The following is a 22,031-nucleotide window of genomic DNA, read 5'->3' as shown; positions in this document are numbered from 1 at the left end:
TCCTTATTCTGACGACGCGGTGAGCATGGCGCGAAACCGGGGCCAGTCAAAGGCCGGACCGGGATCGGTTTTTCTCTCCGGGGCGATATCACTGTGTCCCGTGATATTGTCGGCGATAGCCGGGTAGAGTCCAATAAGCGTGCGGGTTACAGCCGCCAGCTGTTGATACTGTGAATCGGTGTAGGGCGTCGTATCCGTGCCTTCCAGTTCAATCCCGATGGAAAAATCGTTGCACCGTTCGCGCCCGTGATACATCGACACCCCGGCATGCCAGGCGCGCTTATCAAAGGGAACATACTGAACCACTTCACCATCGCGACGAATCAGGCAGTGAGCCGATACGCGCAGATGCGCAATTTCAGCGAAGAAGGGATGAGCATTCGGATCTATCGTTCCCGTGAATAACGCATCGATCCACGGACCGCCAAACTCACCCGGCGGGAGACTTATATTATGAACCACCAGCAGTGTGGGCTTTTCATCCTCCGGGCGGCAGTCGTGGTGCGGCGAAGGCATATGCCGCGCATCCACCAGCCATCCGTTTTCTAACAACATGCTGGAACTCCTTCTGTATGGTGCAATGACTCGGTTCAGAGTAGCATGTTTCAATATTATGATTCGTTACCAATTTGGAGTTTTATCATGCCGCCTCGCCGCTATAACCCCGACCACCGACGTGAAGCGCTTCTGGAACGTATTAATATGGATATTCCGGCAAGCGTCTCCCATGCTTTGAAAGAAGATCTGGGCGGTGACGTTAACGCTGATAAGGATATTACCGCACAATTATTGCCAAAAGAGACACGCTCCCACGCGGTCATTATCACCCGTGAAGACGGCGTCTTTTGCGGCAAGCGTTGGGTTGAAGAGGTCTTTACCCAGCTGGCGGGCGATGATGTGCAGGTGACCTGGCATGTTGAAGACGGCGACGCAGTCACGGCCAACCAGCCGCTGTTCGAACTGGACGGTCCTTCCCGCGTCTTGCTGACCGGCGAACGTACCGCGCTTAATTTTGTACAAACGCTCTCAGGCGTGGCCAGTGAAGTGCGTCGCTACGTTGACCTGCTGGCAGGCACCCGCACCCAGCTGCTGGATACCCGCAAAACGCTGCCGGGCCTGCGCACCGCGCTGAAGTATGCGGTGCTCTGCGGCGGCGGCGCGAACCATCGTCTGGGCTTATCCGACGCCTTCCTGATAAAAGAGAACCACATTATTGCCTCTGGCTCCGTGCGTCAGGCGGTTGAGAAAGCCTTCTGGCTGCACCCGGATGTGCCTGTTGAGGTGGAGGTCGAAAGCCTGGAAGAGCTTGAGCAGGCGATTAAGGCCGGGGCCGATATCATCATGCTCGATAACTTCGAAACAGAGCAGATGCGCGAGGCGGTAAAACTGACAAACGGCCGGGCCCAGCTTGAAGTGTCCGGGAACGTCACTTTCGAAACGATCCGTGAATTCGCCGAAACCGGCGTGGATTACGTCTCCGTCGGCGCGCTGACCAAACACGTTCGCGCTCTCGACCTCTCAATGCGCTTCAAATAACGCATTCTCCCCTCTCCACCCGGAGAGGGGAATTTCAGCCCCGCTCGCATATCCGCTGTTCTACCCTGCAACACTGAATAAATTCTCTGAAGACCCCTTCCCGTTCCTTTTTTTGCCCCTCGTTTCTGCACTTTCCCGCTGACAAAGTAGCGCCACTTTGCACAAGGAGCAGATATGGAAAGACAACAAGGCTTCACACTTATTGAGCTGATGGTGGTCATTGGCATCATTGCGATTCTGAGCGCCATCGGCGTTCCCGCCTATCAGAACTACCTGCGCAAGGCGGCGCTGACCGATATGCTGCAAACCTTCGTTCCCTACCGTACGGCCATCGAGCTTTGCGCGCTGGATCACGGTGGCGTGGAGAGCTGCGATGCTGGCAGTAACGGTATCCCTTCCCCCACCACGACCCGCTACGTTTCAGGAATGAGCGTGGCTAAAGGGATCGTGACCTTAACAGGACAGGAGAGTCTTAACGGTCTGACGGTAACCATGACGCCACGGTGGAGCGACGGCAACGGTATGACGGGCTGGACGCGCGACTGCAGCATCGGTGCTGACAGCGCCCTGAAACAGGCCTGCGAAGACGTTTTCCGCTTCGACAATAACTGAGGAGCGGATAATGAATACCGATCAACTCGTGGCGCTTTGCCTGCGCCATCACGCTCTGCTGCTCACCAGCGACAGTGACATGGTCAGCATCGCCGTCGTGGGCAGCCCCGCGGCTGAACTGATGGAGGCGCTGCGCTTCGCGACCCAGAAACGGATTGATATTGAGTGCTGGAGCGCTGAGCGCATGGAAAAACACCGGCAGCTAACGTCACAATCGCATCTGCCCGTTGTTTCGCAAACACACTCAACGGTGGATATTCTCAACCACACGCTGCAGCAGGCAATCAACCAGCGCGCCTCCGACATTCATATCGAACCGATGGAGCACGCGTGCCAGATCCGTTTACGCATCGACGGGGTTCTTTGCCCCCAGCCTTCGCTTTCCGCCTCGCTGGCAAGTCTGTTCAGCGCACGTTTAAAAGTGCTGGGTAACCTGGATATTGCAGAACGTCGTTTGCCTCAGGACGGCCAGTTTACGATTGAGCTGGCAAACGCGCCGGTCTCGTTTCGAATCGCGACGCTTCCCTGCAGCGGCGGCGAGAAAATTGTGCTGCGTCTACTGCATCAGGTTCAGCAGGCCCTCGAGCCAAACGCGCTTGGCATGAGTGCTGAACAGCTGGCCTGTTTTACTGAGGTCCTTCACCAGCCGCAGGGGCTGATTCTGGTCACCGGCCCTACCGGCAGCGGCAAAACCGTGACGCTGTACAGCGCGCTGCAGGCGCGTAACACCCCTGACGTCAACATATGTAGCGTGGAGGATCCCATTGAGATCCCCCTTGCGGGATTAAACCAGACGCAGATTAATCCCCGGGCGGGCTTAACATTCCAGAGCGTGCTGCGGGCGCTGCTGCGTCAGGATCCAGACATCATTATGGTCGGCGAAATCCGTGACGGCGAAACGGCAGACATTGCCATTAATGCCGCCCAAACCGGTCATCTGGTGCTGTCAACGCTGCACACCAACTCGACGACGGAAACGCTCATTCGCCTGGAGCAGATGGGCGTCGCCCGCTGGATGATATCTTCCGCGCTGTCGATGGTGATTGCCCAGCGGCTGGTCCGGCGTCTGTGCCCGCACTGTCGTCGGGAAGCCAGCGAGCAGGCTGAATTACCCCGCGCCGTATGGTCCAGACCGCTTCCACTCTGGCAGCCCACCGGCTGCGATCGCTGCTATCACGGTTTTTATGGCCGCGTGGCCATTTTTGAGGTACTCGCGATCGACAATGCCCTGCGGCAGGCCATTGCCAGCGGGGCGGGAACAGAAGTAATAGAGGCAAGCGCCCGGCAGGCGGGAATGATTTCTCTTTTTGAGCACGGCTGCATGGCCGTCGAACAAGGCCTGACCACGCTCGAAGAGCTGGTGCGCGTCCTGGGCATGCCCGATGGCTGCTAATCAGCTCTGGCGCTGGCGAGCGCTCACCCAGGAAGGAGAACCCCGAAGCGGGACGCTCTGGGCCACAGACCGCAATGCCGCCTTCACCAGGCTGATGCGCAGCGACCTCCATCCTCTGACGCTGACCCGATGCGCTCAGCGACACCGCTGGCGGCCGCATCACTGCTACGAGATGTTTCGCCAGCTCGCAACGCTTCTGCAGGCCGGGCTGACATTGTCCCACAGCCTGCAGATGCTGGCAGAGCAACATCCGTTAAAACCCTGGCAGGCGCTGCTGCAAAGCATTGCCGATGAGCTCAGTGAGGGAGCTCCCTTTTCTGAGTCGCTAAAAAAGTGGCCAGCCGTTTTTAGCCCACTGCATGTCTCGATGGTGAAAACCGGTGAGCTCACAGGAAAGCTGGAGGAGTGCTGTCGCCAGCTTGCGCAGCAGCAAAAAGCGCAGCAGCAGCTCAGTGCGAAAGTGAGAAAGGCGCTGCGCTACCCGGCGATCGTCCTGACCCTGGCCATACTCGTGGTGCTGGCGATGGTCACCCTGGTCTTGCCCGAGTTTGCCGCGATCTACAAAACGTTTAACACTCCGCTTCCGCTGCTGACGCAAATGGTCATGGGGATGGCCGCATTTATGCGGTCATATGCCCTTGCGTTGTTCGCCGCGTTATTAGCGCCCTTAGCCGCCGCCTGGGCTCTGCGGCAGAACCCTCGCTGGCAGCGCATGCTGATGCACGCGCCCGTTCTGGGCGCACTGGCAAAAGGTCAAAAACTGGGGCACATCTTTACCGTGCTGTCACTCACGCAGCGGGCCGGTATCCCCTTTTTACAGGGACTGGAGAGTGCGGAGGAGACCGTTGAAAGTCGCTACTGGCGGGGAATACTGCGCAGCGTTCGGGAGGACATTGAAAAAGGCCTCCCCGTCTGGTCATCCTTTCAGAAAGCGGCCATCTTTACCCCGCTCTGTATTCAGCTTTTACGCACCGGCGAAATGTCAGGTGCGCTGGACATCATGCTGGCAAACCTCGCCCGACACCACACGGAACAGACCTTTCAACGGGCAGATAATCTGGCGGCACTTCTTGAGCCGGTGCTTCTGATTGTGACAGGGGTCATCATCGGCACGCTGGTGGTGGCAATGTACCTGCCGATTTTCCATCTGGGAGATGCGATGAGCGCGGGCTAGTGCAGAGAACAGTGCTGGCGCACGGGCATGCGCCAGCCGAAGCCATTACAGGCTATTGAATACGCGGTTTTCCTGTTCCTGAACGCGAATAAACGTTGTACGTTTCGTCAGCTCTTTCAGGCGGGATGCCCCAACGTAGGTGCAGGCCGAGCGCAGGCCGCCGAGGATATCGCGCGCGGTGTATTCAACCGGGCCGCGCAGAGGCAGCTTAACGGTTTTGCCTTCTGCCGCACGGTATTTTGCCACGCCACCGACGTGACGGGTCATCGCGGATTCAGAGCTCATGCCGTAGAACAGCATAAATTTCTCGCCGTTCTCTTCAACAACGGTACCACCGCTCTCTTCGTGGCCAGCCAGCATACCGCCGAGCATCACGAAGTCCGCGCCGCCGCCGAAGGCTTTCGCAACGTCGCCCGGCATGGTACAGCCGCCATCGCTGATGATCTGGCCGCCCAGACCATGCGCTGCATCGGCACATTCAATGACTGCGGAAAGCTGCGGATAACCGACGCCGGTTTTGACGCGTGTTGTGCACACGGAGCCAGGGCCAATACCCACTTTCACGATGTCTGCGCCGGAAAGGATCAGCTCTTCACACATTTCACCGGTCACCACGTTGCCCGCGATGATGGTTTTCGTCGGCCAGGCCTCGCGCGCCTTGCTGACGAACTGCACAAAGTGCTCGGAGTAACCGTTCGCCACGTCAATACAGACGAAGTTGAGCGCCGGGTTAGCGTTCAGGATCTGTTTGGTCTTCTCGAAATCCGCATCGGAGGTACCAGTGGAGACCATCACATGTTTCACCACGTCAGCAGACGCGGACGCAACAAACGCATTCCACTCTTCAGGGCTGTAATGTTTGTGAACGGCGGTGAGAATGTCGAACTGTGCCAGGGCGGTTGCCATCTCAAAGGTTCCCACAGTATCCATGTTGGCAGCGATGATCGGCACGCCAGACCAGGTCTGACCGGAATGCTTAAAGGTGAATTGACGTTCGAGTTCAACGTCTGAGCGACTTTTCAGTGTAGAGCGTTTAGGGCGGATAAGAACGTCTTTGAAACCTAACTTCAGATCTTCTTCGATACGCATGTGCGGATTCCTGGGGTTAGAGGCAAATATGTTAAAAGCACAACTCCAGTGACGTTATCATACGCACTAATACCTGCTCCGCAAGACTGCGAAATTCTCTTTTTTTACGCTACAATCCTATAAATTTACCTGGTAAAAAGCCGGTAAACGGAGCTAAACAGTTGCTGGCGCACCTAAGAGTTTTAATCAACTGATTTTAATAATGAATAATTCCCAGGATTTGATTTAATGGGGTATATCGTCGCATTAACCGGCGGCATCGGTAGTGGCAAAAGTACCGTTGCGGACGCGTTCTCACGTTTGGGTATCACGATTATTGATGCCGATATCATTGCCCGCCAGGTGGTAGAGCCCAATACACCCGCGCTAAAGGCCATCGCAGAACATTTTGGTCAGGCCATCATCAATGCCGATGGCACATTGAACCGCCGTCAGCTTCGCGAATGCATTTTTTCCGATTCTGCGGAAAAAGCCTGGCTTAATGCGCTGCTCCACCCCATCATCCACCAGGAAACTCAGCGTCAGATAGCCGCAGCCCGCTCGCCCTATGTCCTGTGGGTGGTTCCGCTACTGGTTGAAAATCAGCTGCATATGAAAGCCGATCGGGTGCTGGTGATTGATGTCTCTCCCGAAACGCAAATTCAGCGAACCATGACGCGCGATCGCGTTTCGCGGGAGCATGCTGAACACATTCTTGCCGCTCAGGCTACGCGCGCTCAGCGCCTTGCCGTGGCGGATGATGTCATTGATAATAACGGCGCACCAGATGCCATTGCATCGGATGTTGCCCGTCTGCACGCGCAGTATCTGACGTTCGCCGCGCAGGCCGTTGCACAGGAAAAACCATAATGTCGACACACATCCTTTTTGAGCATCCGCTCAACGAAAAAATGCGCACCTGGCTGCGCATCGAATTTCTTATTCAACAACTTTCACAACATCTGCCTGTTAACGATCATGCCACGGCGCTGCACTTCTTCCGCAACGTAGGCGATCTGCTGGATGTGATTGAACGCGGCGATGTCCGCACAGAATTACTCAAAGAGCTGGAGCGCCAGCAGCGTAAATTGCAGGCATGGACAGAAGTTCCCGGCGTAGACCAGAGCCGTATCGACGCGCTCCGCCAGCAGTTGAAAAGCAGTAGTGCCGTCCTGATGGCCGCGCCGCGCGTCGGGCAGTTTTTGCGTGAAGACCGCCTGATTGGCCTGGTGCGCCAGCGTCTGAGCATTCCTGGCGGCTGCTGTAGCTTCGACCTGCCGACGCTGCATATGTGGCTACATATGCCACAGGCGCAGCGTGACGCGCAGGTGAACAGCTGGCTGGCAAGCCTGGAGCCAATGCACCAGACGCTGTCGCTGATCCTCGATCTGATCCGTAACTCTGCGCCGTTCCGCAAGCAAACCAGCCTGAATGGTTTCTTCCAGGATAACGGTGATGATGCCGATCTTTTGCGTCTCAATCTGTCTCTTGGCGAACAGCTTTACCCGCAGATTTCCGGGCATAAGAGCCGCTTTGCGATTCGCTTTATGCCGCTGGACAGCGAAAATGGCACCGTGCCGGAACGTCTCGATTTTGAACTGGCCTGTTGTTAAGGAGTACCGATGTCTGATGTCACCACCGTAAGCTGCCCAACCTGTGGCAAAACCGTTGTCTGGGGCGAAGTGAGTCCGTTCCGCCCATTCTGCTGCAAGCGCTGTCAGCTTATTGACCTGGGCGAATGGGCGGCGGAAGAGAAACGCATTCCAAGCGAAGGCGATCTCTCGGACAGCGATGACTGGAGTGAAACCCAGCAGTAATCTGTAAAGCCTGCTGGCGCTTCGCTCAGCAGGCCTACGGTTGTGCGACTAACCGCAGGATCACGGGCTCATTGGCTGGCGGGAATTTTTCGGCATCACTTGCCTGAAGCTCTACCCAGTTACCCGGCTGTCCCTCTTTTCCCCAGGGTTCACCTTCCCAGTTTTCCACCAGCCAGAACCACAGCGTGATGTGCCTGTCCGGAAACTGGTACTCAAGCTTATCAAACAGCGTTGCGCCAAGCGGCGTGATCCCCACCTCTTCCTGAAGCTCCCGAACCAGCGCTTCTTCCGGTGTTTCACCTGACTCGATTTTACCGCCCGGAAACTCCCACTTGTTCGCCATATGGGCGTCGGCAGCGCGCTGGGTGATGAATATTTGGTTTTGCGGGTTGCGAATAATCCCGACGGCAATTTGCAGTATTTTCATAGTGTCACTTCCATAAAAAAGGCGCAGAAATCTGCGCCTTTTTGTTTTTTTATGTACTTAGCTCAGACGGCCGTGGCACGCCTTGTACTTTTTACCGGAACCACACGGGCACGGATCGTTACGACCCACTTTACGATCGCCGGTCTGTGCGGCGATCGCCGCTGCGGCTTCGCTGTCGTCGGTCTGATGACTCAGCTGCTGCATCTGTGCCAGACGCTCGGCTTCTTCACGACGCTGCTGCTCCATCGCTTCCACTTCTTCCGGCATACGCACCTGAACTTTGCTCAGGGTACTGATCACTTCGTACTTCAGTGACTCCAGCATAGACGCAAACATGGAGAATGACTCACGCTTGTATTCCTGCTTCGGATCTTTCTGCGCATAGCCACGCAGGTGAATACCCTGACGCAGGTAGTCCATCGCCGCCAGGTGCTCTTTCCACAGGGAGTCGAGCGTCTGCAGCATCACGCCTTTTTCGAAGTGACGCATCATCTCTTCGCCTACGACTTCTTCCTTACGCTTGTAAACGTCCAGCGCGGTTTCGAAGATACGTTCACGCAGGGTCTCTTCGTGCAGCTCAGGCTCTTTGTCCAGCCACTCTTTGATTGGCAGATCGAGGTCAAAGTCATTTTTCAGACGTTCCTGCAGGCCTTCGATATCCCACATCTCTTCCAGAGACTGCGGTGGAATATGCGCGTCGATGGTGGCTTTAAACACATCTTCACGAATGCTGTTGATGGTTTCGCTCACGTCGGATACGTCCAGCAGTTCGTTACGCTGGGTGTAGATCGCACGACGCTGATCGTTAGCCACATCATCATATTCCAGCAGCTGCTTACGAATATCAAAGTTGCGGCTTTCCACTTTACGCTGTGCGTTAGCGATCGCTTTAGTCACCCACGGGTGCTCAATGGCTTCGCCAGGCTTCATACCCAGCTTACGCATCATGCCGGATACGCGGTCGGAGGCAAAAATACGCATCAGCGCATCTTCCATAGACAGGTAGAAGCGGGATGAACCGGCATCACCCTGACGACCCGCACGGCCACGCAGCTGGTTATCGATACGACGGGATTCATGACGCTCTGTACCGATGATGTGCAGACCGCCGGAAGCCAGAACGGCGTCATGACGAACCTGCCAGTCGGCTTTGATCTGCGCAATCTGTTCTGGCGTTGGGTTTTCCAGCTCCGCCACTTCAGCCTGCCAGCTACCGCCCAGCATAATATCGGTACCACGACCCGCCATGTTGGTGGCGATGGTCACGGCAGCCGGATAACCCGCCTGCGCAACAATGTCCGCTTCTTTGGCGTGGAATTTGGCGTTAAGAACGTTGTGCTTGATGCCCGCTTTAGTCAGCTCGTGCGAAACCACTTCGGATTTCTCGATGGAGATGGTCCCCACCAGAACCGGCTGGCCATTGGCAGTACGATCGCGAATATCTTCGATGATTGCCTGAATTTTTTCTGCTTCGGTCATGTACACCAGGTCCGGCATATCCTTACGGATCATCGGACGGTTGGTTGGGACAACCACGGTATCCAGCTTGTAGATAGAGCTGAATTCAAACGCTTCGGTATCAGCAGTACCGGTCATGCCCGCCAGCTTCTCGTACAGACGGAAGTAGTTCTGGAAGGTGATAGACGCCAGCGTCTGGTTTTCATTCTGAATATCTACACCTTCTTTGGCTTCTACAGCCTGGTGCAGACCGTCAGACCAGCGACGTCCCTGCATGGTACGCCCGGTGTGTTCATCGACGATAATCACTTCGCCGTCTTTTACGATGTAATCGACGTCGCGGGTGAACAGCGCGTGGGCGCGCAGTGCCGCGGTCACGTGGTGCATCAGCATGATGTTGCTTGGGGAGTACAGGGACTCGCCCTCTTCCATGATGCCTTCAGCGACCAGCAGCTCTTCAATTTTCACCAGACCGCGTTCGGTCAGGTTCACCTGGCGCGCTTTTTCATCAACGGAGAAGTGGCCTTCACCCTGGAAGGTATCGGAGTCCTCTTTCTCCTGACGCAGCAGGTGTGGAATGATTTTGTCGACTTTACGGTACATCTCGGAGCTGTCTTCAGCCGGGCCGGAGATGATCAGCGGGGTACGCGCTTCATCGATCAGGATGGAGTCCACCTCATCCACCAGCGCATAGTGCAGTTTACGCTGTACGCGCTCTTCCGGGCTGAACGCCATGTTGTCACGCAGGTAGTCGAAGCCGTATTCGTTGTTGGTGCCGTAGGTGATGTCCGCGTTATACGCTTCGCGCTTGGCCGGCGCAGGCAGGCCGGACATGTTGATGCCGACGGTCATACCGAGGAATTCGAACAGTGGACGGTTGTTTTCGGCGTCACGCTGCGCCAGATAGTCGTTGACGGTAACGACGTGAACGCCTTTACCGGTCAGCGCGTTCAGGTAAGCCGGCAGCGTTGCGGTCAGGGTTTTACCTTCACCGGTACGCATTTCCGCGATGCAGCGCTCGTTAAGCACCATACCACCCAGCAGCTGAACGTCGAAGTGACGCATGCCGAATACGCGCTTACTTGCTTCACGCACGACAGCAAACGCTTCCGGGATCAGGCTTTCTAAGGTTTCACCTTTTTCCAGACGCGCGCGGAATTCCGCCGTTTTCGCTTTGAGCTCGTCATCAGAGAGCTTCTCCATCGCAGGTTCCATACCGTTGATGACGGCAACAGCTTTACGCATACGGCGCAGGGTACGATCGTTACGACTACCAAAAACTTTAGTTAACAATTTGATTAGCATAATAAATTCTCAAACGCCCCAGTGTGGGCAGATAAATTAAGGTATTGAAAAAGTTAATTTAACTGAGGCGCTGCGGCCCGGCGCGAATGCCGTGGGCCTGGCTAATCCAGGTGGAAACAGAGAATGAAACCGGTGAAACCAACGCACGCTGTGTCGTCTGGCGAACCATGACCGGCGGCTGGCCGTCCTGCGTGAGCAGCGCGTTGAGCGTGTCCAGCAGGGCAAGATGCTGAGCCTGCACCGGCAGCGTCTCTTCCGCAACAGGCATGGCCTGCGGCGCCATCGCGAAGGACAGATGGCGGATAACCGTGCGGATAGCATGCTGGTGCCAGTAATCGACGGAGAAGTTTGGGCGGCGGTTGGCTTCAAGCCACGCGAGGTTAGTAAAGTTAACCCGCGTGTTGAGATCGTGTTTGGTGGTAGAGGTTTTTGCGGGCGTCGCCGCTTCGGCATTGTTGCAGAGCGCAGGCAAGCCGAAACTCGCCGCGACCATCCCTAATAAGAGATGCGGCCAGAAGTAACGTCTGCCAAATTGTCGCCAGCGCGTCAGTATTCCGCTCACCTGCTCCACCCAATAAGCCAGCCTTGCAGAGGCTGAGTTCAGTTATTCTTTTTAGCGCCCAGATAGTACCACTAAAGCCAATATACATCAGCAGGAATGAGGTGCCGCCGCGGGGAAAAACGGTCAAGAATGCAGCTAACGCACACATTTTCTGCGTAAGACAAACGAGAGATAACGCTGGGGCAAACGAAGAAGGGTAAAAATAAAAACGACTGGTCTTCCTGGTCGGAGAGAGTACCAGGTTAACCAGTCGATTTTTTTACGAAACGGTTTGAACCGTTACGCCAGAACCATGCTTGGTGCTTTGAAAGCCAGCGGCAGTTCAGCTTCGTCTTCGAAGGTCACATATTCCCAGGCTTCCTGTTTTGCCAGGACGGCCTGCAACAGTTTGTTGTTCAGCGCATGACCGGATTTGAACGCGGTAAATGCACCAATGATGTTGTGACCACACATGAACAGGTCGCCGATCGCATCCAGCATTTTGTGACGAACGAATTCATCTTCGAAACGCAGGCCGTCTTCGTTCAGTACGCGATAATCGTCAACAACGATGGCACAATCGAAGCTGCCGCCCAGGCACAGGCCGCGGGACTGCAGATATTCGATATCACGCATGAAGCCAAATGTACGGGCTCGGCTGATCTGGCGCATAAACGCATCGGCAGAGAAGTTCATCGCATAGCGTTGGGTGCTGGAGTCAATCGCCGGATGGTTAAAGTCGATGGTAAAGTCCAACGAGAAACCATTGTACGGTTTGAATTCAGCCCACTTGTCGCCATCTTCGACGCGAACGGTCTCTTTGATGCGTACAAATTTCTTCGCGCAGTTCAGTTCTTCGATGCCGGCATCCAGCAACAGATAGACGAACGGTGCAGCACTGCCATCCATAATCGGGATTTCTGGCGCATCGACTTCAACAATAATGTTGTCGATACCCAGACCCGCCAGGGCGGCGTTCAGGTGCTCTACGGTAGAAATCCGCACGTCATGCTCGTTCACCAGACAAGTACAGAGCATAGTATCACGCACAGATTTGGCATCGGCCGGAAAATCTACCGGTGGATTCAAGTCGGTGCGACGATAGATGACCCCGGTATTGGCCGGCGCAGGGCGTAACGTCAGCGTGACTTTCTTGCCGGTATGTAAACCGACACCCGTCGCCTGAACGATACGTTTAAGTGTCCTTTGTTTGATCATCGTATAATCTCGCCAAATTAACTATCCAACCGAGAGTGTATATCACTAACGGTGGGCCAGTTTAGCACAAAGAGCGCAAATCCCCTAATTCCAGCCAATTCTTAGTCAGCTTGCTTACGCAGGAACGCCGGGATATCCAGATAATCTGGCTCTTTCGCCGTTTGCGGCGTTGGGTCGTTCACCACTTTTGCGGCCGGTTTCTGCTCCTGAGTCAGAGGAGACATACCGTGCTGCTGGTAACGGTCCATTACCGGTTGCTGAGTCTGCTTGTTGGTCACTAAGGTGATCTCAGGACGTTTGTCCATACCGATACCGGTCGCAACAACCGTCACACGCAGCTCGTCGTTCATTTCAGGGTCAAGGGAAGTACCGATTACCACGGTAGCGTTGTCAGAAGCGAACGCACGGATAGTGTTACCCACGGTTTCGAACTCATCCAGACGCAGGTCAAAGCCAGCGGTAATGTTGACCAGCACGCCGCGCGCACCAGACAGATCGATATCTTCCAGCAGTGGAGAAGAGATAGCCATTTCAGCCGCTTCTTCTGCACGGTCTTCACCGCTCGCCACGCCAGAACCCATCATCGCGTAGCCCATTTCGGACATCACGGTGCGAACGTCTGCAAAGTCAACGTTCATCAGGCCAGGACGGGTAATCAGTTCAGCGATACCCTGAACAGCGCCTTTCAGCACGTCGTTTGCTGCACCGAATGCGTCCAGCAAGGAGATACCGCGACCCAGAACTTTCAACAGCTTGTCGTTCGGGATGGTGATCAGCGAGTCCACATGCTTGGACAGCTCGGTGATACCCTGTTCCGCGAACGCCATACGCTTTTTGCCTTCAAAGTTGAAAGGCTTGGTCACGACAGCAACGGTCAGGATACCTAAATCTTTTGCAACTTCAGCCACAACAGGTGCTGCGCCGGTACCAGTACCGCCGCCCATACCTGCTGCGATGAAGACCATGTCCGCACCTTCCAGTGCAGCGCGCAGCGCTTCACGATCTTCTTCAGCCGCATTGCGACCAACTTCCGGGTTAGCCCCTGCTCCCAGCCCTTTGGTGATACCACCGCCGATCTGGATAGTCTGGCCTACAGCCGTCTTACGCAGTGCCTGTGCATCGGTGTTAACTGCGAAAAATTCAACACCTTCAATGCGTTCACGCACCATATGCTCTACGGCGTTACCGCCGCCGCCACCGACGCCGATGACTTTAATCACCGCGTCGTTGGTCAGTTCCATAGGTTCAAACATAATTTCTCTCTCCGTTGTGCCTGTCGCCCGAGACCGCTAATTCTCTCCGGTCTCTTAAAAAAATTAAAACTCTTTTCGCAACCAGTTGTTCAGTCGTTTGACCCACGACCCCACTGAGACGCGTTTTTCCACTTCTGCTTCACCACTGAGATGAGATTCCTTCCCGTAGTGGAGCAGGCCCACAGCCGTTGAATAATACGGCTCCTGAGCATAATCCGTTAAACCGGTGATATTCAGCGGCGCACCAATACGCACCTGCGTATGGAACACGCGCTGAGCACAGGCCGCAAGACCTTCAATTTGCGCTGCACCGCCGGTTAATACAATCCCCGCCGCAAGATGATGTTTAACGCCCTGCTGACGAAGCTGTTCCTGTAACTGTAAAATTTCTTCGTTGACCAGGTTGAGCAGCTCGGTATAGCGCGGCTCAATTACCTCTGCCAACGTCTGGCGCTGCAGGCTACGCGGTGGACGACCACCGACGCTCGGCACTTCAACGCTCTCATCTTTGCCAACGATAGACCCCAGCGCACAGCCGTGGCGCACTTTAATCGCTTCTGCATCGCTCGGCGGCGTACCAAAAGCGTAAGCAATATCGCTGGTCACAACGTTACCGGCATAAGGGATCACTTTAGTGTGGCGCAACGCACCGCCGGTATACACGGCGATATCCATTGTACCACCACCAATATCGACCACACAGACACCCAGTTCACGTTCATCTTCGGTCAGCACGGAATAACTTGCCGCCAGACCCGCGAAAATAAGTTGGTCAACTTTCAGGCCACAACGTTCAACGGCTTTTACAATGTTCTTCGCCATATCGTTGTGACATGTGATCAGGTGCACTTTTGCCTGCATACGTACGCCAGAAAGACCGACCGGGTTCTTGATCCCTTCCTGGTAGTCAATCGCATATTCCTGCGGAATGACATGCAGCACGCGATGTTCGTCGCGGACACGCACGGATTTCGCCGTGTGTACGACGTTTTCAACGTCTTCCTGCGTCACTTCTTCTTCGGAAATCGGCACCATACCAATTTCGTTCTGGCAGCTAATGTGCTTGCCAGAAAGGGCCAGATAGACAGAAGAAATCTGGCAATCTGCCATCAATTCAGCCTGATCGATGGCGCGCTGAACGCATTTCACCACCGATTCAAGATCGTTTACCCCACCTTTATCCATACCACGGGACGGGCAACTGCCTACGCCAATGATATTGACCATACCGTCGGGCAGAACTTCCCCTACTAAAGCGGCAACCTTCGCGGTGCCAATCTCCAGTCCAACTACCAGTTTTCTGTCCGTCGCCTTGATCATTGTTGTTCTGCCTGTACCTGTGCCTGATTCTGTTGCTGATTAGGTTCCTCGACCGGAGCCGGTACCCAACCGACTGCTGCGCCTGAGTCATAGCGCAAATCAACGTAGCTTATCCGTTTGCCGTCAGTCTGTGCCTGCTGCTGTAAAACCGGGTAAAGTTCGACAAAACGCGCCAGACGCTTCATTGTGTCTCCGCGTCCCAGGTTGAGCTTAATGCCGTTCGTTAACGTCAGCTGCCAGGAACGGCGCGCCGTCATGGCTGCATCTTTTAACGTAAACCTGTCCTTCGCCAGCACCTGACCCATTTCGCGAAAACCCTGTAACACTTCGTTTTCGCTGCCTTCAGGGCCATACAACATCGGTAAATTTTGCTTGTTGACACGATCGGCCGGGACGCTGAAGGAATTTCCGTCTACGTCAACCATGTGCTGATCATTCCAACGCGCAATGGGCACATATTCAACCAGATGAATCTTCAATTCATCAGGCCATTGCTTTCTTACGCTCGCCTGTTTTATCCATGGCAGACGTTCTATCTGGCTCTGGATAATGTTGACGTCCTGCGTCATAAAGGTGCCAGGCGAGCCCAGCGCCAGAATTGACTGGCGAATATCGTCGTTACGCGTGTAGTGACGCTCACCGGTGACCACCAGCTTAGAGAGCGGCAACCGCTGCGCATCTTCCATCCAGCCCAGGACCATCCAGCCGCTGATAAACACGGTGCACAGCACCCCGAGCAGGAAAATGATGCCTGCAAGACGCGTTCCATTACTGCGGCGTGAAGAGGTGTATTCATCCTCGTCATCGCGGTTGCGCGTGTTCAATGCAGCCTGAGACATATCAGCCCGCCTGGTCCAGAATGCGTACGACTAACTGCGAGAAGCTCATCCCCGCCTGACGCGCGGCCATCGGCACAAGGCTGTGGCTGGTCATTCCCGGAGAGGTATTGGCTTCCAGCAGATAAAATTGTCCATCACTGTCCTGCATCACGTCGATGCGTCCCCAGCCGCGGCAACCCAGAACATGCCAGGCTTTAAGCACCAGGGACTGTAAATCTGCTTCACGCTCAGCTTCAAGACCACAAGGGCAGAAATATTGCGTCTCATCAGAGAGATACTTCGCCTCATAATCATAGAAGGTTCCGGCCGGTTGGATACGGATTGACGGTAAAATTTCTTCGCCAAGCATCGCGACGGTAAATTCCGGCCCGCCGAGCCATTTTTCAATCAGAACTTCTTCATCATGTTGAAATGCCAGTGCTAAAGCGGACGAAAGATCTGCTGCTTTGTCGACTTTGGACATTCCCACGCTGGAGCCTTCCCGGCTGGGCTTTACAATAACCGGTAAGCCCAGCTCAGCAATGCGTGCATTAACGCTATCCGGCAGGCCCAATTCAAATTCGCGACGCGTCAGCGCAACCCATGGCGCAACGGGCAACCCCGCACCCTGCCACAGAAGTTTGCTGCGCAGTTTATCCATAGAGATAGCGGAGGCCATCACGCCGCTGCCGGTGTACGGCATGCCGATCAAATCCAGAAGCCCCTGCAGGGTGCCGTCTTCACCGCCGCGACCATGCAAAGCGATAAAGACTTTATCGAAGCCCATGGCTTTCAATTGCGTCACGTCGACCTCTTTTGGGTCGACCAGGTGCGCATTGACGCCACCTTCGCGCAGGCCCGCCAGCACGGCCGCGCCGGAATTCAGGGAAACCTCGCGCTCGGCGGAGGTGCCGCCAGACAGGACAGCAATCTTATCAGCCATGATGCTCATCCTCCTGGGTTTGCGGCTTCAGTTTGATTTCAGCTAAGGTACGGGCGATTTTGCCGATATTTCCCGCACCCTGAATCAGAATCAGATCGTTACCTGTCAGGACCGGTGCCAAAATTTCCGCCACCTGTGCAGGATCAGAAACCAGAATAGGATCAACTTTCCCGCGCCCACGGATGGTACGGCACAGAGAACGGCTGTCGGCCCCTGGAATCGGCGTCTCGCCTGCGGCGTACACATCCAGCATTAACAGGGTGTCGACCTGTGACAGAACGCTGGCAAAATCGTCGTACAGATCGCGCGTACGCGTGAAGCGGTGCGGCTGGAAGACCATCACCAGATTTTTGTCAGGCCAGCCTGCACGCGCGGCTTTAATGGTGGCGTCCACTTCGGTCGGATGGTGGCCGTAGTCGTCCACCAGCATCGCTGAGCCGGTTTTACCGTTCACGGCGTCCAGCGGGAATTCACCGAGGAAGTCGAAACGGCGGCCGGTGCCCTGGAAGCTTTCCAGCGCGCGCAGAATCGCATCATCATCAATGCCTTCTTCCGTCGCAACGGCCACTGCCGCTGCGGCATTGAGGGCGTTATGGCGACCTGGCGCATTCAGCGTGACGTGCAGCAGCTCTTTGTCCTGACGCGCCAGCGTGAAATGCCCCTGCGCACCAATCTGTTTGTACTCTTCCACGCGGACGTCAGCATCTTCGCTGAAGCCGTAAGTGGTGATTTGACGCCCCACGCGCGGCAGCAGCTCGCGGATCACCGGATCGTCTACGCACATCACCGCGCGTCCATAGAACGGCAGGTTGTGCAGGAAGTTGATGAAGGTCTGCTTTAAGTTCTCGAAGTCGCCCTGGTAGGTATCCATATGGTCAGCTTCGATGTTAGTGACAATCGCCACCATCGGCTGCAGGTGCAGGAACGACGCGTCGCTCTCATCCGCTTCGGCAATCAGATAACGGCTGTGGCCCAGACGCGCATGTACGCCTGCGGCTTTGACCAGACCGCCGTTGACGAACGTCGGGTCAAGGCCCGCTTCCGCATAAATACTGGAGACCATCGCCGTGGTCGTGGTTTTACCGTGGGTCCCGGCAATGGCGATGCCGTGACGGAAACGCATCAGTTCCGCCAGCATTTCTGCACGGCGGATCACCGGAATGCGCGCTTCGTGCGCGGCAACGATTTCCGGGTTGTCAGAGGAGATGGCGCTGGAGACCACCACCACGCTCGCATCGCGCACGTTTTCCGGACGATGGTTGAAATAGATAGTCGCCCCAAGCGACGCCAGCTGCTGCGTAACAGGGTTTGGCGCCAGGTCAGACCCGCTGATCTGATAGCCTTCGTTAGCTAACACTTCGGCAATACCGCCCATGCCAGCACCACCGATGCCAACAAAGTGAATGTGCCGGACGCGACGCATCTCGGGCACGATTGAACGCAGTTTTGCCAGTTGTTGTGTATTCATTCTCTAAACGCCATCGACTACTTAAAATTCGTGCCGCGCTTCACGCGCTGCGAGGGTTAAGCCTGGGCTGCCAGGCTCACTTCTTTTGCCACCCGTTCCGTCGCATCAGGGATAGCGGCCGCGCGCGCGCGTTGCGCCATCTCCAGCAGTGCGTCTCTGTTCCAGCCCGCCAGGGTGGTGGCGACCGCGTCGGCGGTAAATTGTGGCTGCTCAAATATCTTCGCGGCACCGGCTTTCTCAAGCGGCAGCGCATTCCAGTACTGCTGTCTGTCTTTGTGCTGGAACGGCACAAACAGGGCCGGCAGACCGGCGGCGGCGATCTCGCTCACCGTCAGCGCGCCTGAACGACAGACCACGACATCGGCCCAGGCATACGCTGCCGCCATGTCGTCGATAAACTCTGTGACTTTATGCTGCGGCTGACCTTCATCTGCATAAGCCTGCTCAACGGTCTGCTGAGCGCCTTTTCCGCTCTGGTGCCAGATCGTCACGGCATCCCCCAGCTTTGCGGCAACCTGCGGCATCGTCTGGTTTAAGATGCGCGCGCCCTGGGAGCCGCCGACGACCAGTACACGAACAGGCCCTTCACGGCCCGTCAGGCGAGCGTCCGGCAGCGGCAGCGCCAGCACGTCCACACGCACCGGGTTACCTACCACGTCCGCTTTCGGAAACGCGCCGGGAAACGCCTGCATAACTTTAGTGGCGATTTTCGCCAGCCATTTGTTGGTCAGACCGGCAATACCGTTCTGCTCATGCAGCACAACGGGAATACCTAACGACCACGCCGCCAGCCCGCCAGGACCCGAGACATAGCCGCCCATGCCCAGCACCACATCGGGCTTAAAGCGCTTCATGATGGTGCGAGCCTGACGCCAGGCGTTAAAAATACGCACCGGTGCCAGCAGCATTGCCTTGAGGCCTTTGCCCCGAAGGCCGGAAATACGAATAAAGTCGATCTCGATACCGTGCTTCGGTACCAGATCGGCTTCCATGCGGTCTGCGGTTCCCAGCCAGCGTACCTGCCAGCCCTGATCCATTAAATGGTGCGCAACCGCCAGTCCCGGGAACACGTGTCCGCCGGTACCGCCTGCCATCACCATTAACCGCTTCGGTTGATTCATCGTGAACCTCGTGTAAACGCCTGGGCTTTCTCCAGACGCGTCTCATAATCTATGCGCAACAAAAACATGATGGCCGTCGACATAATCAACAGACTCGAACCACCATAACTGATCAACGGCAACGTCAGACCTTTGGTCGGCAGCATACCCGCTGCGGCCCCGACGTTAACCAATGCCTGGAAGCTAAACCAGATACCAATTGAACAGGCTAAGAATCCTGAGAAGCGGTGATCGATCTCCAGCGCTTTCCGGCCGATGGACATGGCGCGGAAAGCGACGAAGAATACCATTAATAGCGCTAATACCACACCGATATAACCCAGTTCTTCCGCAATAATGGAGAAGATGAAGTCAGTGTGCGCTTCCGGTAAATACTCCAGTTTCTGTACCGAGTTCCCCAGACCCTGTCCCCAGACTTCACCGCGACCAAAGGCCATCAGCGACTGTGTCAGCTGATAACCGCTGCCGAACGGATCTTCCCACGGGTTCCAGAACGAGGTCACACGGCGAATACGGTAAGGCTCGGCGAGGATCAGCAGCACAACCGCCGAAATCCCCATCCCGATGATAGCGATGAACTGCCACAGCTTCGCGCCCGCCAGGAACAGCATCGCCAGAGTGGTAACGAACAGCACGACAACGGTACCGAGGTCAGGCTGCGCCAGCAGTAATACCGCCAGCACCAGAATCACGCCCATCGGTTTTAAGAAGCCGCGCAGGTTGTTACGCACTTCGTCTACCTTACGCACCAGGTAGTTCGCCAGGTAGCAGAACAGGGAGAGCTTGGTAAATTCCGCAGGCTGAATACGCAGCGGGCCAAAGGCGATCCAGCGCGATGCCCCGTTAACAGAGCTCCCCACCACCAGTACGATCAGCAGCATAATAATCGAGGCGATCAGCATCGCCGTACTGTGCCGCTGCCAGAACTCCATCGGCAGACGCAGGGTCACCAGCGCCAGGCAGAACGCCAGGATGATGTAAAGACCATCACGCTTGGCAAACAGGAAAGGATCGTTCGCCAGACGCTGGCCGACAGGCATTGAGGCTGACGTCACCATAATAAAGCCGACCGCCGCCAGCCCCATCGTGAGCCAGAACAGCGTGCGATCGTACATGACCAGGCTGTCGTTATCTTTTTGACGAGAGCCCATCACCCAGCCTTTGAGCGCCGCAAACACCCATGCCAGGATCCCAAATCCTGGCAGGCGCGGCATTTTCAGGCGAGGGAGAGATAAACGCATTAGCCTAACTCCTTCGCCAGGCGGGTAAAGACATCACCACGCTGTTCGAAATTCTTGAATTGATCGAGACTGGCACAGGCCGGAGAGAGCAGCACCATATCGCCTGGCCTCACGCGAGGAGCAATCAGCCGCATCGCCTGTTCCATGGTTTCGGTTTGCTCGGCAATCTCAGGGCGCAGTTCAGCCAGCTCGCTGCCGTCACGGCCGAAGCAGTACAGACGGACGTTATCTCCAGAGAGATACGGCTTCAGTGAGGAGAAATCAGCTGATTTACCGTCGCCACCCAGCAGCAAATGCAGCGTGCCGTCAACGTGCAGGCCGTTCAGCGCGGCCTCCGTGCTTCCCACGTTGGTGGCTTTGGAGTCGTTGATCCAGCGCACGCCGTTGTGCTCCAGCGCCAGCTGGAAGCGGTGTGCCAGGCCAGAAAACGTGGTTAACGCTTTCAGGCTGGAGGAGCGCGGCAGCCCGACTGCATCCGCCAGCGCCAGCGCCGCCAGGGCATTGGTATAGTTGTGCTGACCAGTGAGCTTCATCTCTTTCACGTTCAGCACTTTCTCACCCTTCACGCGCAGCCAGGTTTCGCCCAGCTGGCGGTTCAGGTGGTAATCCCCCATCGTGATACCGAAGCTGATACAGCGATCGTCTGCACCGCGTACGGGCATGGTCAGCGCGTCATCGGCGTTAACGACGCAGACTTTGGCATTTTCATAAACGCGCAGCTTGGCGGCACGGTACTGCTGCAGGCCAAATGGATACCTGTCCATATGATCTTCAGTCACGTTGAGGATCGTCGCAGCCGCAGCGTGCAGGCTGGAGGTCGTTTCCAGCTGGAAGCTGGAAAGCTCGAGAACATACAGCTCACAGCCTTTGTCCAGCAGCATCAGAGCGGGTAAACCAATGTTACCGCCAACGCCGACGTTCATGCCCGCCGCTTTCGCCATTTCACCCACGAGGGTAGTGACGGTGCTCTTACCGTTAGAACCGGTAATGGCGATAACGGGCGCCTGCGCTTCGCGGCAGAACAGCTCGATATCGCCGACAATCTCAACGCCCGCATCCGCGGCAGCGCTCAGCGAAGGGTGCGCCAGCGCCATACCTGGGCTGGCGATAATCAGATCGGCGGCCAGCAGCCAGTCATCATTCAGACCACCAAGGTGGCGTTCAACCTGTTCCGGCAGTTTGTCCAGACCCGGCGGAGAGACACGCGTATCCATCACGCGTGGCGTCACGCCGCGTGCGAGGAAAAAGTCCACGCAGGAGAGCCCCGTGAGGCCCAACCCGATGATAACGACTTTTTTGCCCTGGTAATCTGCCATGA

Annotated in this window: 21 protein-coding genes; 7 read left to right on the top strand and 14 right to left on the bottom strand. The window is 56.0% G+C overall.

Going from position 1 to position 22,031, the window contains the following annotated elements; translation table 11 throughout:
* Nucleotides 1–3: 3 nt before the first annotated feature.
* The gene (ampD, locus tag GVO84_RS03845; protein ID WP_159515521.1) at nucleotides 4–555 is read right to left on the bottom strand and encodes a 1,6-anhydro-N-acetylmuramyl-L-alanine amidase AmpD; all 552 of its coding nucleotides are present in this window, start codon (nucleotides 553–555) and stop codon (nucleotides 4–6) included.
* An 87-nt stretch (nucleotides 556–642) separates the two neighbouring features.
* Between ampD and nadC the strand changes: the two genes are divergently transcribed.
* The 4 genes from nadC to hofC all read left to right on the top strand — a co-directional run bounded on the left by nadC (nucleotide 643) and on the right by hofC (nucleotide 4,715).
* The gene (gene nadC, locus GVO84_RS03840; RefSeq protein ID WP_159515520.1) at nucleotides 643–1,536 is read left to right on the top strand and encodes a carboxylating nicotinate-nucleotide diphosphorylase; all 894 of its coding nucleotides are present in this window, start codon (nucleotides 643–645) and stop codon (nucleotides 1,534–1,536) included.
* 174 nt (nucleotides 1,537–1,710) lie between these two features.
* Nucleotides 1,711–2,148 (top strand): prepilin peptidase-dependent pilin, encoded by a 438-nt coding sequence (gene ppdD / locus GVO84_RS03835; protein ID WP_159515519.1) that lies wholly within the window; start codon nucleotides 1,711–1,713, stop codon nucleotides 2,146–2,148.
* A 10-nt stretch (nucleotides 2,149–2,158) separates the two neighbouring features.
* Nucleotides 2,159–3,541 carry a type II secretion system protein GspE gene (gene gspE, locus GVO84_RS03830; RefSeq protein ID WP_159515518.1) on the top strand — a complete coding sequence of 461 codons (1,383 nt, stop codon included), beginning with the start codon at nucleotides 2,159–2,161 and terminating at the stop codon, nucleotides 3,539–3,541.
* Nucleotides 3,531–4,715: a protein transport protein HofC gene (gene hofC / locus GVO84_RS03825; protein ID WP_159515517.1), complete on the top strand. Its 1,185-nt coding sequence runs from the start codon at nucleotides 3,531–3,533 to the stop codon at nucleotides 4,713–4,715. Before gspE ends, hofC begins: the two co-directional genes overlap by 11 nt.
* A 45-nt stretch (nucleotides 4,716–4,760) precedes the next feature.
* Here hofC and GVO84_RS03820 read toward each other — a convergent pair whose 3' ends face one another.
* Complete coding sequence (locus GVO84_RS03820; RefSeq protein ID WP_023310407.1) at nucleotides 4,761–5,804, bottom strand: GMP reductase; 1,044 nt, start codon at nucleotides 5,802–5,804, stop codon at nucleotides 4,761–4,763.
* A 228-nt stretch (nucleotides 5,805–6,032) separates the two neighbouring features.
* Here GVO84_RS03820 and coaE point away from each other — a divergent pair, with 228 nt between their 5' ends.
* From coaE to yacG, 3 genes are read left to right on the top strand one after another with little or no spacing between them, the layout of a single operon-like run.
* Nucleotides 6,033–6,653: a dephospho-CoA kinase gene (coaE, locus tag GVO84_RS03815; protein WP_121425022.1), complete on the top strand. Its 621-nt coding sequence runs from the start codon at nucleotides 6,033–6,035 to the stop codon at nucleotides 6,651–6,653.
* On the top strand, nucleotides 6,653–7,396 hold the full coding sequence (gene zapD, locus GVO84_RS03810) for a cell division protein ZapD (protein WP_023310405.1): 744 nt from the start codon (nucleotides 6,653–6,655) through the stop codon (nucleotides 7,394–7,396). The genes coaE and zapD overlap by 1 nt, the downstream gene beginning before the upstream one ends.
* Before the next feature lie 9 nt (nucleotides 7,397–7,405).
* Nucleotides 7,406–7,600, top strand: a complete 195-nt coding sequence (gene yacG / locus GVO84_RS03805; protein WP_023310404.1) for a DNA gyrase inhibitor YacG — start codon at nucleotides 7,406–7,408, stop codon at nucleotides 7,598–7,600.
* Between the two features lie 34 nt (nucleotides 7,601–7,634).
* Here the strand turns inward: yacG and mutT are convergent, their stop codons facing one another.
* The 12 genes from mutT to murD all read right to left on the bottom strand — a co-directional run bounded on the left by mutT (nucleotide 7,635) and on the right by murD (nucleotide 22,029).
* The gene (gene mutT / locus GVO84_RS03800) at nucleotides 7,635–8,027 is read right to left on the bottom strand and encodes an 8-oxo-dGTP diphosphatase MutT (RefSeq protein ID WP_023310403.1); all 393 of its coding nucleotides are present in this window, start codon (nucleotides 8,025–8,027) and stop codon (nucleotides 7,635–7,637) included.
* A 57-nt stretch (nucleotides 8,028–8,084) separates the two neighbouring features.
* On the bottom strand, nucleotides 8,085–10,790 hold the full coding sequence (gene secA / locus GVO84_RS03795; protein WP_032660674.1) for a preprotein translocase subunit SecA: 2,706 nt from the start codon (nucleotides 10,788–10,790) through the stop codon (nucleotides 8,085–8,087).
* Nucleotides 10,791–10,848: 58 nt separating this feature from the next.
* Complete coding sequence (gene secM, locus GVO84_RS03790; RefSeq protein ID WP_201283087.1) at nucleotides 10,849–11,352, bottom strand: secA translation cis-regulator SecM; 504 nt, start codon at nucleotides 11,350–11,352, stop codon at nucleotides 10,849–10,851.
* A gap of 279 nt (nucleotides 11,353–11,631) precedes the next feature.
* A complete protein-coding gene (lpxC, locus tag GVO84_RS03785) occupies nucleotides 11,632–12,549 on the bottom strand; it encodes a UDP-3-O-acyl-N-acetylglucosamine deacetylase (protein ID WP_008501977.1) in 918 nt (305 codons plus the stop codon).
* A 101-nt stretch (nucleotides 12,550–12,650) separates the two neighbouring features.
* Nucleotides 12,651–13,802 carry a cell division protein FtsZ gene (gene ftsZ, locus GVO84_RS03780; RefSeq protein ID WP_008501978.1) on the bottom strand — a complete coding sequence of 384 codons (1,152 nt, stop codon included), beginning with the start codon at nucleotides 13,800–13,802 and terminating at the stop codon, nucleotides 12,651–12,653.
* 63 nt (nucleotides 13,803–13,865) lie between these two features.
* A complete protein-coding gene (gene ftsA / locus GVO84_RS03775; protein WP_023334508.1) occupies nucleotides 13,866–15,122 on the bottom strand; it encodes a cell division protein FtsA in 1,257 nt (418 codons plus the stop codon).
* Complete coding sequence (ftsQ, locus tag GVO84_RS03770; protein WP_023334507.1) at nucleotides 15,119–15,961, bottom strand: cell division protein FtsQ; 843 nt, start codon at nucleotides 15,959–15,961, stop codon at nucleotides 15,119–15,121. The genes ftsA and ftsQ overlap by 4 nt, the downstream gene beginning before the upstream one ends.
* 1 nt (nucleotide 15,962) lies before the next feature.
* Nucleotides 15,963–16,883: a D-alanine--D-alanine ligase gene (locus tag GVO84_RS03765; protein ID WP_159515516.1), complete on the bottom strand. Its 921-nt coding sequence runs from the start codon at nucleotides 16,881–16,883 to the stop codon at nucleotides 15,963–15,965.
* A complete protein-coding gene (murC, locus tag GVO84_RS03760) occupies nucleotides 16,876–18,351 on the bottom strand; it encodes a UDP-N-acetylmuramate--L-alanine ligase (RefSeq protein WP_159515515.1) in 1,476 nt (491 codons plus the stop codon). The genes GVO84_RS03765 and murC overlap by 8 nt, the downstream gene beginning before the upstream one ends.
* Nucleotides 18,352–18,407: 56 nt before the next feature.
* Nucleotides 18,408–19,472: an undecaprenyldiphospho-muramoylpentapeptide beta-N-acetylglucosaminyltransferase gene (gene murG / locus GVO84_RS03755; RefSeq protein WP_023334504.1), complete on the bottom strand. Its 1,065-nt coding sequence runs from the start codon at nucleotides 19,470–19,472 to the stop codon at nucleotides 18,408–18,410.
* Complete coding sequence (ftsW, locus tag GVO84_RS03750) at nucleotides 19,469–20,713, bottom strand: cell division protein FtsW (RefSeq protein ID WP_023310395.1); 1,245 nt, start codon at nucleotides 20,711–20,713, stop codon at nucleotides 19,469–19,471. The genes murG and ftsW overlap by 4 nt, the downstream gene beginning before the upstream one ends.
* Nucleotides 20,713–22,029 (bottom strand): UDP-N-acetylmuramoyl-L-alanine--D-glutamate ligase, encoded by a 1,317-nt coding sequence (gene murD / locus GVO84_RS03745; protein ID WP_159515514.1) that lies wholly within the window; start codon nucleotides 22,027–22,029, stop codon nucleotides 20,713–20,715. Before murD ends, ftsW begins: the two co-directional genes overlap by 1 nt.
* Nucleotides 22,030–22,031 lie beyond the last annotated feature (2 nt).

It is taken from the genome of Enterobacter sp. SM3, assembly GCF_009811935.2.
Lineage (GTDB): Bacteria > Pseudomonadota > Gammaproteobacteria > Enterobacterales > Enterobacteriaceae > Enterobacter > Enterobacter asburiae_D.
This window is presented reverse-complemented; position numbering and strand designations above follow the sequence as displayed.

Coding starts and splice junctions, on each gene's coding strand:
- murD (WP_159515514.1), bottom strand. CDS start 22,029: ATGGCAGATTACCAGGGCAAAAAAGTCGTTATCATCGGGTTGGGCCTC.
- gspE (WP_159515518.1), top strand. CDS start 2,159: ATGAATACCGATCAACTCGTGGCGCTTTGCCTGCGCCATCACGCTCTG.
- yacG (WP_023310404.1), top strand. CDS start 7,406: ATGTCTGATGTCACCACCGTAAGCTGCCCAACCTGTGGCAAAACCGTT.
- coaE (WP_121425022.1), top strand. CDS start 6,033: ATGGGGTATATCGTCGCATTAACCGGCGGCATCGGTAGTGGCAAAAGT.
- murG (WP_023334504.1), bottom strand. CDS start 19,472: ATGAATCAACCGAAGCGGTTAATGGTGATGGCAGGCGGTACCGGCGGA.
- lpxC (WP_008501977.1), bottom strand. CDS start 12,549: ATGATCAAACAAAGGACACTTAAACGTATCGTTCAGGCGACGGGTGTC.
- GVO84_RS03765 (WP_159515516.1), bottom strand. CDS start 16,883: ATGGCTGATAAGATTGCTGTCCTGTCTGGCGGCACCTCCGCCGAGCGC.
- ftsA (WP_023334508.1), bottom strand. CDS start 15,122: ATGATCAAGGCGACGGACAGAAAACTGGTAGTTGGACTGGAGATTGGC.
- zapD (WP_023310405.1), top strand. CDS start 6,653: ATGTCGACACACATCCTTTTTGAGCATCCGCTCAACGAAAAAATGCGC.
- GVO84_RS03820 (WP_023310407.1), bottom strand. CDS start 5,804: ATGCGTATCGAAGAAGATCTGAAGTTAGGTTTCAAAGACGTTCTTATC.
- ftsW (WP_023310395.1), bottom strand. CDS start 20,713: ATGCGTTTATCTCTCCCTCGCCTGAAAATGCCGCGCCTGCCAGGATTT.
- ampD (WP_159515521.1), bottom strand. CDS start 555: ATGTTGTTAGAAAACGGATGGCTGGTGGATGCGCGGCATATGCCTTCG.
- murC (WP_159515515.1), bottom strand. CDS start 18,351: ATGAATACACAACAACTGGCAAAACTGCGTTCAATCGTGCCCGAGATG.
- ftsZ (WP_008501978.1), bottom strand. CDS start 13,802: ATGTTTGAACCTATGGAACTGACCAACGACGCGGTGATTAAAGTCATC.
- mutT (WP_023310403.1), bottom strand. CDS start 8,027: ATGAAAATACTGCAAATTGCCGTCGGGATTATTCGCAACCCGCAAAAC.
- hofC (WP_159515517.1), top strand. CDS start 3,531: ATGGCTGCTAATCAGCTCTGGCGCTGGCGAGCGCTCACCCAGGAAGGA.
- ftsQ (WP_023334507.1), bottom strand. CDS start 15,961: ATGTCTCAGGCTGCATTGAACACGCGCAACCGCGATGACGAGGATGAA.
- secA (WP_032660674.1), bottom strand. CDS start 10,790: ATGCTAATCAAATTGTTAACTAAAGTTTTTGGTAGTCGTAACGATCGT.
- nadC (WP_159515520.1), top strand. CDS start 643: ATGCCGCCTCGCCGCTATAACCCCGACCACCGACGTGAAGCGCTTCTG.
- ppdD (WP_159515519.1), top strand. CDS start 1,711: ATGGAAAGACAACAAGGCTTCACACTTATTGAGCTGATGGTGGTCATT.